The sequence below is a fragment of the Jidongwangia harbinensis genome, from assembly GCF_020216025.1.
In the GTDB taxonomy this organism is placed as follows: domain Bacteria; phylum Actinomycetota; class Actinomycetes; order Mycobacteriales; family Micromonosporaceae; genus Actinoplanes; species Actinoplanes harbinensis.
In genome coordinates, this window is record NZ_JAIWNC010000005.1 from 1 (window position 1) to 12681 (window position 12681).

At 71.8% G+C, this 12681-nt stretch carries 10 protein-coding genes; 3 read left to right on the forward strand and 7 right to left on the reverse strand.

Features of this window, described 5'->3' with window-relative positions; genetic code table 11:
* The first annotated feature begins 154 nt into the window (after positions 1 to 154).
* A complete protein-coding gene (locus LDL48_RS08595) occupies positions 155 to 1345 on the forward strand; it encodes a pyridoxal phosphate-dependent aminotransferase (protein ID WP_225254498.1) in 1191 nt (396 codons plus the stop codon).
* Between the two features lie 102 nt (positions 1346 to 1447).
* Here the strand turns inward: LDL48_RS08595 and glmM are convergent, their stop codons facing one another.
* The 3 genes from glmM to rplM all read right to left on the reverse strand — a co-directional run bounded on the left by glmM (position 1448) and on the right by rplM (position 3933).
* Positions 1448 to 2797 carry a phosphoglucosamine mutase gene (gene glmM, locus LDL48_RS08600; RefSeq protein ID WP_225254499.1) on the reverse strand — a complete coding sequence of 450 codons (1350 nt, stop codon included), beginning with the start codon at positions 2795 to 2797 and terminating at the stop codon, positions 1448 to 1450.
* Positions 2798 to 2971: 174 nt separating this feature from the next.
* Positions 2972 to 3469: a 30S ribosomal protein S9 gene (gene rpsI, locus LDL48_RS08605; protein ID WP_225254500.1), complete on the reverse strand. Its 498-nt coding sequence runs from the start codon at positions 3467 to 3469 to the stop codon at positions 2972 to 2974.
* 20 nt (positions 3470 to 3489) lie between these two features.
* Entirely contained in the window at positions 3490 to 3933 is a 444-nt protein-coding gene (rplM, locus tag LDL48_RS08610; RefSeq protein WP_225254501.1) for a 50S ribosomal protein L13, read from the reverse strand.
* 759 nt (positions 3934 to 4692) lie between these two features.
* Here rplM and LDL48_RS08615 point away from each other — a divergent pair.
* Positions 4693 to 5838, forward strand: coding sequence for a uroporphyrinogen-III synthase (locus LDL48_RS08615; RefSeq protein ID WP_225254502.1), 1146 nt, complete (start codon positions 4693 to 4695; stop codon positions 5836 to 5838).
* A 532-nt stretch (positions 5839 to 6370) separates the two neighbouring features.
* Here the strand turns inward: LDL48_RS08615 and LDL48_RS08620 are convergent.
* From LDL48_RS08620 to LDL48_RS08635, 4 genes are read right to left on the reverse strand one after another with little or no spacing between them, the layout of a single operon-like run.
* Positions 6371 to 6994 (reverse strand): GTP-binding protein, encoded by a 624-nt coding sequence (locus LDL48_RS08620; protein ID WP_225254503.1) that lies wholly within the window; start codon positions 6992 to 6994, stop codon positions 6371 to 6373.
* A complete protein-coding gene (locus tag LDL48_RS08625) occupies positions 6975 to 7346 on the reverse strand; it encodes a DUF742 domain-containing protein (protein ID WP_225254504.1) in 372 nt (123 codons plus the stop codon). Before LDL48_RS08625 ends, LDL48_RS08620 begins: the two co-directional genes overlap by 20 nt.
* A 49-nt stretch (positions 7347 to 7395) precedes the next feature.
* Positions 7396 to 7809 carry a roadblock/LC7 domain-containing protein gene (locus LDL48_RS08630; RefSeq protein WP_225254505.1) on the reverse strand — a complete coding sequence of 138 codons (414 nt, stop codon included), beginning with the start codon at positions 7807 to 7809 and terminating at the stop codon, positions 7396 to 7398.
* A complete protein-coding gene (locus tag LDL48_RS08635; protein ID WP_225254506.1) occupies positions 7806 to 11054 on the reverse strand; it encodes a sensor histidine kinase in 3249 nt (1082 codons plus the stop codon). The genes LDL48_RS08630 and LDL48_RS08635 overlap by 4 nt, the downstream gene beginning before the upstream one ends.
* Positions 11055 to 11532: 478 nt before the next feature.
* On the opposite strand from LDL48_RS08635, the gene LDL48_RS08640 reads away from it, so the two are divergent.
* Complete coding sequence (locus LDL48_RS08640) at positions 11533 to 12675, forward strand: ABC transporter substrate-binding protein (protein ID WP_225254507.1); 1143 nt, start codon at positions 11533 to 11535, stop codon at positions 12673 to 12675.
* Positions 12676 to 12681 lie beyond the last annotated feature (6 nt).

The window sequence follows — 12681 nt, forward strand, 5'->3', positions numbered from 1 at the left end:
CCAACCCGCCACCTCCCTCTCAACAGCCAATATCACCGCCGTTGAGAGTGAGCCTTCGGCAACGACTACCCGCGCACGTGCACCGGTGTGTCGCCGACCCGGTGAACGTTCGTGGTCAGCGCACTAGGCGCCCGCGCCACCGTAGGCTGGGCCCGTGACGACGTCGATTCCGGCCGATCCGCTGGTGGCGCGCATGCGCCCGTTCGGCACCACCATCTTCAGTGAGATGTCCGCGCTCGCCGTGCGCACCGGCGCGGTGAACCTCGGCCAGGGCTTCCCGGACACCGACGGACCCGCCGAGATGCTGGCCGCGGCCGCCGACGCCCTGCGCGGCGGCGCCAACCAGTACCCTCCGCTGCCCGGCATCCCGGCGCTGCGGACCGCGGTGGCGGCGCACGAGGAACGGTTCTGGGGCCTGACCCGGGACCCGGACACCGAGGTGGTGGTGACCGCCGGCGCCACCGAGGCGGTCGCGGCGACGATCCTGGCGCTGTGCGAGCCGGGCGACGAGGTGGTCTGCTTCGAGCCGTACTACGACTCGTACGCGGCCTCCATCGCCCTGGCCGGCGCGGTCCGGCGGCCGGTCACCCTGCGCCCCGGGCCGGACGGCCGCTACCGGTTCGACGAGGGCCGGCTCCGCGAGGCGTTCGGGCCGCGCACCCGCCTGGTGCTGCTGAACTCGCCGCACAACCCGACCGGCAAGGTCTTCACGGCCGCGGAACTCGGCCTGATCGCGAGCCTCTGCCAGGAGCACGACGTGTACGCCGTCACCGACGAGGTGTACGAACACCTGGTGTTCTCCGACGCCGCGTCGCCGCACGTGCCGCTGGCCACCCTGCCGGGCATGCGGGAACGCACCGTGCGGATCTCCTCGGCCGGCAAGACGTTCTCCTGCACCGGCTGGAAGATCGGCTGGGCCACCGGGCCGGCGGCACTCGTCTCGGCCACGACGCGGGTGAAGCAGTTCCTGACGTTCGTCAACGGCGCACCGCTGCAGCCGGCGGTCGCGGTCGCCCTGGGCCTGCCCGACGCGTACTTCACCGGGTTCCGCGACGGCCTGCAGGCTCGCCGGGACCACCTGGTGGCCGGCCTGACCGACGCCGGCTTCGGGGTGCTCCCGTCCGAGGGCACCTACTTCGTCACCGCGGACATCACTCCGCTGGGCGGCGCGGACGGCGTCGAGTTCTGCCGCGCCCTGCCGGAACGCTGCGGCGTCGTCGCGGTACCCACCCAGGTGTTCTACGACCATCAGGACGCCGGGCGCCGGCTGGTCCGCTTCGCGTTCTGCAAGCGCCGGTCGGTGATCGACGACGCCGCCCAGCGTCTGCGTACCCTCGCGTCCTGACGCCGGTGTTCCACTGAGGTGTCTCCGGACGGCCCGTGGCGTCGGTGTTGTTCCACTGGAGCGCTCCAGTGGAACACCAGCGTCAGGACGGCCGCGGGCCGGTCACGCCGGGCTGGCGGCGCGGACCTCGTCGGCGATGCGCTCGGCCACGGTACGGGCCTGCTCCTCGGTCTCCGCCTCGACCATGACGCGCACCAGCGGCTCGGTGCCGGACGGGCGGAGCAGCACCCGTCCCGTCTCGCCCAGCTCGTTCTCCGCCAGCGCCACCGCTGCCTGCACGGTGGGCGCCGCCGCGCCGGCCTGCCGGTCGGCCACCCGCACGTTGATCAGCACCTGGGGCAGCTTGTGCATCACCGCGGCCAGGTCCGCCAGCGACTTGCCGGTGGCGGCGATCTGCGCCATCAGCTGCAGGCCGGTCAGCACGCCGTCGCCGGTGGTCGCGTACGCCGGGAGCACGATGTGGCCGCTCTGCTCGCCGCCCAGCGCCAGCCCGCCGGCCTGCAGCTCCTCCAGCACGTACCGGTCGCCGACCTTGGCCTCGATCAGGGTGATGCCGGCCTGCTTCATCGCCAGGCGCAGGCCCAGGTTGCTCATCACGGTGGCAACCAGCGTGTCGTCGGTCAACGTGCCCGCGTCGCGCATCGCCAGGGCCAGGATCGCCATGATCTGGTCGCCGTCGACCACGTCACCGGCGGCGGTGACGGCCAGGCAGCGGTCGGCGTCACCGTCGTGGGCGATGCCCAGGTCGGCGCCCTCGGCGAGGACCGCCTCCCGCACCGCCTCGAGGTGGGTGCTGCCGCAGTTGTCGTTGATGTTGAGGCCGTCCGGGTCGGCGTGGATCGCGATGACCTCGGCGCCCGCCTCGGCGTACGCGGTGGGGCCGACCTCGCTGGCCGCGCCGTTCGCGCAGTCCACCACGACCTTGATCCCGGCCAGCGGGTGCGGCGTGGCCGCGACCAGGTGCTTGATGTAGTGCTCGGCACCGTCCAGCAGGTCGTGCACCCGGCCGATCCCGGCGCCGGTGGGACGCCCGCGCAGCCCGTGCCCGTCGGCGATCGCGGCCTCGATGCGCTGCTCCAGCTCGTCCGGCAGCTTCTGGCCACCTCCGGCGAACAGCTTGATCCCGTTGTCCGGCATCGGGTTGTGCGAGGCGGACAGCATCACGCCGAGATCCGCCTTGGCCTGGCCGACCAGGTACGCGACGGCCGGCGTGGGCAGCATCCCGACCCGGACCACGTTGGCACCGGCACTGGTCAGTCCCGCCACGACCGCGGCCTCCAGCATCTCGCCGCTGGCGCGCGGGTCACGTCCGACGATGGCCAGCGGCGGGTGGCTGCTGTCCGTCTCCACCAGCACCCGGGCGGCCGCGACCGCGACCGAGAGGGCCAGTTCCGGAGTGAGGTCACCGTTCGCGAGACCGCGTACGCCGTCGGTGCCGAAGAGTCGCGCCATGGCGGCTTCCTTTCGCCGGGTGTGGTTGCCCGCTCGGCGAACATATCGCCGAATCGTCGGCCCCGGGTCGGTAGTGGGAGGGAAAGTGCGTGAAACACGGAACGGCCGGGCGCCGCCCTGAGGTAGGGCGCACCCGGCCGTCCGGTCAGACGTGGTGCAAGACGAGCGCGGAGATCAGCGCTTCGAGTACTGCGGAGCCTTACGGGCCTTCTTGAGACCGTACTTCTTGCTCTCCTTGACGCGGGCGTCGCGGGTGAGGAAGCCGGCCTTCTTGAGAGCGGGACGGTCGTCCGGCTCGTTCGTGATGAGCGCACGGGCGATGCCGAGGCGCAGCGCGCCGGCCTGGCCGGTGATGCCGCCGCCACGCAGGTTCGCGATGACGTCGAACTGCTCGGCCCGCTCCGTGGTGACCAGCGGCTCGCGGATCAGCTGCTGGTGCACCTTGCTCGGGAAGTAGGCCTCGAGGTCACGACCGTTGCAGGTGATCTTGCCGGTGCCGGGCACGAGACGAACCCGGACGATGGCCTCCTTGCGGCGGCCGACGGTTTGGATGGGACGGTCACCGGGACGCGGGGCGCGGACCGGGGCCGGCGCGGGCGTCTCGACCACGACGACCGTCTCAGCGGGCTCCTCGACGGTCTCGACGACCTCGGGCTCGATGATGTCGGACATGCTGCTGCCTTCTCCCGCGCTCACTGCGCGATCTGGGTGATTTCGAACGGCTTCGGCTGCTGCGCGGCGTGCGGGTGCTCGGCGCCCGGGTAGACCTTCAGCTTCTTGATGATCTGACGCGCCAGCTTGTTGTGCGGGAGCATGCCCTTGACGGCCAGCTCCACCGCCTTCTCGGGACGCTTGCTCAGCAGCTCCTCGTAGCCGACCTGCTTGAGACCGCCCGGGTAGCCGGAGTGCCGGTACGCGACCTTGGTCTGCCGCTTGTTGCCGGTCAGCGCGACCTTCCCGGCGTTGATGATCACCACGAAGTCGCCGGTGTCGACGTGCGGGGCGAACGTCGGCTTGTGCTTGCCACGCAGAAGAGTGGCGGTGTGGGTGGCCAGGCGGCCCAGGACGACGTCAGAAGCGTCGATGATGTGCCACTGACGCTCGATCTCACCCGGCTTCGGGCTGTACGTACGCACAGAATTACCTTGTCTCGTCGTCGGTCTGGGGGCGCGCGCTGGTCGCAGCGGAGCACGAACGACAAGCGTACCCGACGGGGAACGCTCGCAGCTGTCGCACAACAGCAGGCAACAATACCTGCCTGCGCGGCGCGCGGTCAAAACGGGCGGCGGTTCCGTCTTGCCGAACGGCACGTCCGACGGGACCCCCAAACATGTCGGGCCCATGATAGCCGCCGTCGATGGCGCTACCACGGCCGGGCCGCCGACCGCATCCCGGGCGCCGGCAGACCCGGTCCGTCGCTCGATCGCCCGAGTGTGCCGATTTCCGGATCGATGCCTCTTAGCAGGCTCGAAACATACGGGACGCAAGGCCGAAATTACCCCCCGGCAGTCTCTCGACATGGCAAGCGGTGCGGACACCTCGACGACGCGGCCCGGGTCCCGGCCCGGGAGCGTCCGGGTGGGCACCCGCCACCAGCCACCGTCAGGGTTGAGGACGGACCTGACGGTGACCGCCGGACCGGTTCCCCGGTTCGGCGCGGAAAGGCCGCGGCGTGCGCTGGTCGGAGGTACGGCGGAGAACGTAGGCGTGACATGGGAGCGGGTCGACGCTGAGGACGACGGACTCCGAGCGTGCCCTTCGGTGGACCGGCCGGCCACGCCGCGGCTTTTCGAACGACAGATCCAGGGAACGGACACTCCGGGGCGGCCCGGGGGGAGGCGCCTGCCGAAGCCGGGAACGCGGGCGACACCGCACCGGGCAGCGCGGACCGCCGGATGACGGAGCGGACCCCGGGAGCCCGGCGCACCGTGATCACCGCAGCGGCGCTCGCCGAGCCCGCCGCGTCCCTGTCCGGCTACACCATCGGCGTCACCGCGGACCGCCGCCGCGACGAACTGGCCGGCCTGCTGGAGAGCCGCGGCGCCCGCGTCGTGCTCGCCCCGGCGCTGCGCATCGTGCCGATCGCCGACGACGCCGAACTGCGCGCCGCCACCCGTGCCTGCCTGGACTCGCCGCCCGACATCGTGCTGGTCAACACGGGCATCGGCATGCGCGGCTGGCTGGAGGCCGCCGACGGCTGGGGCCTGGGTGAACCGCTGCGCGCGGTGCTGTCCCGCGCGTACGTGGTGGCCCGCGGACCCAAGGCCCGGGCCGCGATCCGCTCGGCCGGCCTGCAGGACCAGTGGTCCCCCGAGGGCGAGAGCTTCGACGAGGTCGCCGAACACCTCGGCGCCCGGGGCATCGCCGGGCTCACCGTCGCGATCCAACTGCACGGCGAGAGCCAGCCGGAGTACACCGAGGCCCTGGAATCGGCCGGTGCCCGCGTCATCGAGGTACCGGTCTACCGCTGGGCGCCGCCCACCGACCCCGCTCCCCTGCACCGGCTGGTGGACCTGATCACCGCCCGGCTGGTGGACGCGGTGACGTTCACCTCGGCGCCCGCGGTGGGCGCGCTGCTGCGCGCCGCCGGGGCGCAGTGCGACGCCCTGCTGGAGGCGTTGCGCACCGACGTACTGGCGGCCTGCGTCGGGCCGGTCACGGCCGCACCCCTACGCGGGTACGACGTGCCGGTCGTCGCGCCCGGCCGGGCCCGGCTCAGCGCACTGGTCCGCACCATCGTGGACGAGCTGCCGCGGCGCGCGGTGAACCTGGAGGTCTCCGGGCACACGCTGACCCTGCGCGGTCACGCGGCGATCGTGGACGGCGAGCTGCGCCCCCTGGCACCCGCGCCGATGGCGGTGCTGCGGGCGCTCGCCGGCGTACCCGGGCGGGTGTTGTCCCGGGCCGCGCTGCTGCAGGCGCTGCCGCGGGGAGCGGACGAGCACGCGGTGGAGATGGCGGTGGCCCGGCTCCGGGCCGGCCTGGCCACTCCCGGCATCATCCAGACCGTGGTGAAACGCGGCTACCGCCTACCGAGCTGACCCGGCCACGGCGCACGCCACTTCCCGCACGCCCTCAGCCCACCCCGCCGCGATGAACGCCAGTCCCGCACGTGTTTCGTCCCAGTCGCGGGCTCGACGTGACGTCGGTGAGCGAGGAGCCGAGGTGGCGGACGAGCCGGCGACCCGCCGCCGCCCGAATGCGGCCTTGGCGCGGCTCCGATCGGGTACGGCACACAGCTTTGCCTGGTATGCCGCGCCTGGTATGCCGCCTTGGTTCGGCCAGATCTTGGAGGCACGGGCGAATCTTGGCGCCGGAACGCCCCCAGGGGGGCCAGCGCGCGCCAAGATCTGACCACGCCTCCAAGATCCGCCCCCATGATCCGGCGAAATCACGTTGAGAGGGCGCATATCGGACAACGGGCGGCAACGACACCGCCCGGGCTTGTCCACCGCCAGTGACACCACTACTGATCCCGCGCCGACCTCAGTGGAACACCAACGCTGTCGTCGGGCACGCATGACAACGCTGGTGTTCCACTGGAGCGCTCCAGTGGAACACCAGCGCGAAACATCAACCGACCGGCGTGGGCTGGAAGCCCCGGCCCTGCTCGGCCACCAGCGTGGCCATGGCGTGCTCCACGACACCCACCAGGACCTGCTTGACCGAATCACGGTGCCGCGCGTCGCACATGATCAGTGGCACGTGCGGCGCGATGGCCAGCGCCTCGCGCACCTCTTCGGGCTCGTACCGGGGTGCGCCGTCGAAGCAGTTCAGCGCCACCAGGTAGGGCAGATGCCGGTTCTCGAAGTAGTCCAGCGGCGCGAACGCGTCCGAGATCCGCCGGGTGTCGACCAGCACCGCCGCACCCACCGCACCCCGGATCAGCTCGTCCCACATGAACCAGAAACGGGTCTGCCCGGGCGTACCGAAGAGGTACAGGATGAGGTCGTCGGCCATGGTGATGCGGCCGAAGTCCATGGCGACCGTCGTGGTCTCCTTGCCGGGCACCTTGGAGGAGTCGTCGACGCCGACACCCGCGGAGGTCATCACGGCTTCCGTGGTGAGCGGCTCGATCTCCGAGACCGCCCCGACCATCGTCGTCTTGCCCACGCCGAAACCGCCGGCCACGACGATCTTCGCGGAGGTGATCTCCTTGGGTTGCGCCCCCGCCCGCTCAGAGCTTGCGAAGTCCACTCAACACCCTTTCCAGCAGATCCATCCGCTCCGTGAAGCCTTCCTTGGGAGCGGCGCTGTGTAGCGACAGCAGTCCGTCGGCGACCATGTCGGCGACGAGCACGCGAGCGACGCCCAGCGGCAGTCGGCAGTAGGCCGCGATCTCGGCCAGCGACTGCGCCCGTGGCTCACACAGCACGGCTATGCGGTACTTGTCGTGCCCGGCGAACCGGGCTTCCTGGACGGCTGCCTGGCTGGCGACCAGGACCGCTTCGATCGGGATGTGGCGCTGCGGTTCAGTTCGCCCCCGGGTGACCGCATAGGGCCGGACCAACGCTCCACGGGGATCGTGGGGCGGCTGGGGATGTCCCATCGTGCGGTCACCTCCTTCCGGGGCGAGTGACGCGATACCGGATCAGCGGTCAGACCTGATGACCGACGGCTTCACGGGGCGCGGGCACCAGGGCGGCGCCGACGCGTTCGACCAGCAACGCCATCTCGTAGCCGACCTGGCCCACGTCGCAGCTGCGCGCGGCCAGGACGGCCATCGAGGAGCCGTCGCTGATGGACATGAGGAAAAGGTAACCGCTGTCCATCTCGATGATCGTCTGCTGCACCTCGCCGGCGTTGAACATGCGCGAGGCGCCGTCGGTGAGGCTGACCACGCCGGAGGTGATCGCGGCCAGCTGATCGGCGCGGTCGGCCGGCAGATCCCGCGACGAGGCGAGGAGCAGCCCGTCGGCGGAGACCGCCACGACGTGGGCGATTCCGGCCACACTGTCGGCGAAGTTGCTGAGGAGCCAGCCCATGTCGTGCATGGTGGGGGGCCTGGTCACAGTTCGTTCTCCTTAGGACCGGGGGCGCTCGAGGCAGCTTCCGCGCTGCCGGCCGTACGCCCTCGTTGCACGCCACGGTGGTACGCGGAGAGGAGGCCGCGTACCTCGTCCGGGCTGCGACGCTGTTGGTTGCGCGAGCTGGTCTGCACGCCACCCGGCACGAGCTGTGCCTGGGGGACGCGCTTCGGCAGCCCGGAGCGGGTGGTGCCGGCCGCCGCGGGTTCCGCCGCCGCCATCGCCCGCTGCCATCCTTCGTCGGCGGCGGTGCGCCAGCTGTCCTCGGCCGAGGTACGCGGCCGCGGAACCGATGCCCCGCCGTTGTCCGGACCGGCCGGTGCCGGTCGTGCACCATTCTGCCCCGTACCGCCGCCCGTGGCACCCTCCGTCGGGCGGGCGGCCCGTTCGGTCCGGGCGGCGGGGACCGTCCGGGCGGGTGGCGCCTCGCGTTCCGGTACCGGCACCCGTTCCGGCGCCGGGGCCTCGGCCGGTGCCTCGTACTCGGGCTCGGCCAGCGGTGTGGGCGGCGGGGCGTACCCCGCCGTCGGCATGGTCCAGTCCTCCGGGCTCACTCCGTCGTGACCCTTGAACCAGCTCGCCTGCATCTGCAGGAAGATCGGCGCCTCGGCCCGTTCCTCGGCCGGGGTCGGCGTGGGCACCGGCGGCGCGGCCGGCATCGCGGCGAGCGCGGCGCCCCAGCCGGACGGGTTGGGGCTGACCGGCGGTGGCGGTGGCGGGATCTTCTTCCCGTCCGGGGTGACAAATCCCACGGCCACCTGCAGGTCCGGCGAGGCGGCCGGCTGCACCACCGGGTAGGCCACCGTCGGCGAGGCGAAGGCCGAGGCGCCCGGAGCCGCGGCCGGGACCGGGGTCTCGGGCTGCTGCGGCGCCCGCGTCGGCAGCGGCGGCCGGTCCGCGGTGGCGGCCGGCACCGGCTCGCCGCGCTTCGGCAGCGGCGGGAGGCCGGCCGGGCGCTGCGACGGCATCTGCGGAAGCGCGGGGTGCGCCGGCCGTTCCTGGTACGGCTCCTCCTGGTACGGCTCCGGGTAGGGCGCGTCCTGGTAGGGCTCCTGGTACGACGGCGAGCTGCGGTTCGGGTCGTCGGCCGCGGGCTGTCGCTGGTCCCATGGTTCCGGGGCGATCGCCGGCAACGTCGCGGTGGCGGCGCCGTTGCGTCCGGCCGGCAGTGCGTCCCAGCCGCCCGACGGTCCACTGTCGAGCTGCGGCGTGCGGCCGCTGCGCGGCGGGTCGATCGGCCGGTTCGGCAGCACCACGATGCTGCTCGGCAGGGTGACCTGGGCGACCGTGCCGCCCTCGATGTTGGCGCGGAGTTCGACCCGGATGCCGTACCGGCTGGAGAGCCGGCCGACCACCGCGAGGCCCATCAGCCGGAAGGCGGCGACGTCCACACTGGGCGGTTCGGACAGCCGCCGGTTCAGCTGGTCCATCTGCTCCTCGGACATGCCGAGCCCGCGGTCCTCGACCTGGATCACCACGTAGTCGCGGATCCGGCGGCCGTCCGCCACCACCACGGTGTTGGGCGGGGAGAAGCGGGTGGCGTTGTCGAGCAGCTCGGCGACCAGGCGGACCACGTCGTTGACGGCCAGCGCGGTGATCGAGATGTCGGTGTCGACGGTGCCGAACTCGATCCGGTTGTACAGCTCCACTTCGGACTGGGCGGCGCGCAGCGCGTCCACCAGCAGCGCGTCCTCGCGGCGCGGCGCGCTGGAGTCGGCACCCGCGAGCACCAGCAGGTTCTCGTCGTTGCGGCGCATCCGGGTGGCCAGGTGGTCCAGTTCGAAGAGCTGAGCCAGCCGCTTCGGGTCCTCCTCGCCGCGCTCGATCTGGTCCAGCTCGCCGATCATCCGGTCGACCAGCGACTGACTGCGCCGGGCCAGGTTCAGGAACATCGCGGAGACGCTGGTCCGCAGCGCGGCCTGTTCGGCCGCGATCCGAACCGCCTCGCGGTGCACCACGTTGAAGGCCTGCGCCACCTGGCCGACCTCGTCGCGGTTCTTCAGCTGGATCGGGTCGCGGACCTGGCGGACGATGTCGTCCGCCGCGCCCTCGCCGAGGTTGCGGACGTCGCGCAGCCGGGCCACGGCGTCCGGCAGGTCGCGGTTGGCCACCGCGAGCGCGCCTTCGCGCAGCCGGCGCAGCGACAGGTTGAGCGAGCGGGCCAGCATCACGGCCAGCGCGACGGCGAGGATCAGGACCAGCAGCACCAGTACCGATTCGATGGTGGCCTGGCGGGTGACCGAGGCGCTCTCGTCGCGGGCGGCCTCGACGCTCCGCGCCTCCAGGCGCTGTTCGGCCCATCGCATCAGGTCGACGACGGCACCGAACGCCTGGGTGATCTCGGCCGGGGCGACCACGTCGCTGCGGCTCAACCGCAGCGAGATCTGGTCGGCGAGGTTGACCGCGTCACCGGTGACCGTGCGGTCCACCAGCGCACGCTGTCCGGGCGAGGCGACCAGGGAGAAGGCGAGGAGCGCCTCCTGCTGGCTGGTCTGGGTGGCGATGAACGCGGACTGCTGCTCGGCGCTGACGTCGCCGGAGGCGCGGGCCGCGTACGAGATGGCCTCCTGATCCGCGGTGCCCGCCTTGGCCCGGGTGAACGCGGACAGCGCCCGCAACCCGTCGGCGACCGCGCCGTCGCCGGCGAACTGGCTCAGGACGTCGCCGTAGCCGACCAGGTCGGTGATCACCACGCCGTAGCGCAGCACCACCTCGGACACCGCGATGTCGTCGCGGCTGGCCACCTTGGACCGGGTGGCGTCCATGGTCCGCAGGTGGTCGTCGATCCGGTTGAGCTGGGTCGCCACCGAGGGCGGCGGCTCGTCCAGGTCGTCCCGGCTGGCGGTGTACCGGTCGATCCGGCTGTCGGTCTGCGCGATCGCCGCGTTGTAGCCGTCCGGCCTGGCGGTCGGCGTGGCGAGGTACTCCGCCGCGGCCATCCGCTCCTTGTGCATCACCTGGGTGAGATCGGACAGGTCGGCGGAGAGCCGGGTCAGGTCCTCCACCTGGGCGGCGTCGAACGCGCGGCCACCGACGTCGAACAGGCGCACGGTGGCGAGGGCGAGCACGGCCAGCAGCGGCACCAGCAGAATCATGGCCAGCTTGGACCGGATGCGCGCGTCACGCAGCCGCGGGAAGCCACGCCGTCCACGCGTTTCCGGCGACGACCCGCCGGCCTGCGGGCCGCTGTCCGGGTAGGTCGCAGGCTGGGTCGAGGATCCGGTGCTCACGACATCTCCTCTGTGGTCATCCCCGCATCTCTTCGTCCAGCCGGGTCCCGCCGCCCGGGCTCGTCGGATCGCTGCGACAGGGTAGGTGCCGCACTCGGCACGGCCGCGATTTCATCAGACCCCGAGCGCCTTTGGAAAGTCTGAGACCTCCCGGAAACGTCCCACCTTCCGCACTGACAATCGCCCTTTCGGATCGAGAATCGGGCCCCGTACGGCTTTGACGTGCGCGAATATCGTTCTCGCAGCGGAATGACTGCAGAGAGTGACCGACGTCCATCAAGATTCCAACCACTATGTGGGATAGTCGTCCCGCGTCCAAGATTTCGCGCGGCTTGACCAAGGACTCTCACGTTGGCAAGGTTTGGCGCGATCGGACGGACGCCGTGTCCGTGTTGGTGGGGTCCACACCGGACAACGTTCGCTGTACGATCCCCGCCGTTGCCCCGAGGAGGCACCCGCAGTGAGGTACCCCCGCCGTGTGACGGCAGCCGCCGTCACCTGCACGCTTCTCGCCGCCGCCCTGACCGGTTGCAGCTCCGACGATTCGGCCGGTGAGGTCACCGACATCGTCATCGGTGCCGACCTGGCCTTCGGCTCCGCGGTCGACACCGCGTACCGGCGGGCCCTGGAACTGAAGGTGCAGCAGCTGAACGCGTCCGGCGCGCTCGGCAACCGACGGCTGGTGCTGCAGATCCAGGACAACCGCTCGGACCCGACGGCGTCGCTGCGCAACATCGGAACCTTCGCCGACGACCGGTCGGTGGCCGCGGTGATCTCCGGATTCTGCGGCGAATGCGCGGTGGGCGCGGCCGGCACGGTCAACAAGCAGCAGATCCCGACCATCGCCCTGGCCGCGGCCGACCAGGTGAGCGAGCCGGTCACCGAACGACGGTGGATGTTCAAGCTGGGACCGAACACCGCCGACAGCGCCGCCGCGATGACCGCCGAACTGGTGCGGTCGAAGATCGCCAAGGTGGCCGTGCTGTACTCCGACGATCTCTACGGGCGGGGTGGGCATACCGCGATCCGCGCCGAGCTGGACAAGGCCGGCGTCGCGGTGAGCGGGTCGACCTCGGTGAAGCCGACCGCCACCAACATCAGCCAGGCGGTCGGCGACCTGGTCGCCACCGAGCCGCAGGCGCTGCTGGTGCTGGTCGGTCCGGAGCAGGCCGGCCTGGCCGCGATCAGCGCGAAGGGCGCCGCCTTCGCCGGGCGCATCTACTACGACGCGGCCTCCGCCGGTGACCTGTTCATCCCGCGCGCGGCCGCCGCCGCCACGAACAACGCCACCATGGTGTTCACCCAGATCCTGGCGATCGACGACGTCATCGCGACCACCCCGGCCAAGGCGTCCCGCAAGCAGTGGTTCCGGGACTACACCTCCCGGTACGGCAGCTACTCCGGGGTGGCCTCGTTCGCCGCCGACGCGGTCGAGCTGATCGCCGGCGCGGTGAACCGGGTCGGCGGGGACCGGGCCCGGATCCGCGACATCCTGGAGACGTCGCAGATCGACGGGTTGTCCGGGCCGATCCGCATCACCCCGGACAACCACTCCGGCCTGATGCCGCAGGCGCTGACCCTGCTGGTCGCGCGCAGCGGCCGGTGGCGGATCGCCAGCTGACCGACC

Excerpts from the sequence above, each read along its gene's own strand:
- LDL48_RS08615 (WP_225254502.1), top strand. The coding sequence starts at position 4,693 with ATGACGGAGCGGACCCCGGGAGCCCGGCGCACCGTGATCACCGCAGCG.
- rpsI (WP_225254500.1), bottom strand. The coding sequence starts at position 3,469 with ATGTCCGACATCATCGAGCCCGAGGTCGTCGAGACCGTCGAGGAGCCC.
- glmM (WP_225254499.1), bottom strand. The coding sequence starts at position 2,797 with ATGGCGCGACTCTTCGGCACCGACGGCGTACGCGGTCTCGCGAACGGT.
- LDL48_RS08625 (WP_225254504.1), bottom strand. The coding sequence starts at position 7,346 with ATGGGACATCCCCAGCCGCCCCACGATCCCCGTGGAGCGTTGGTCCGG.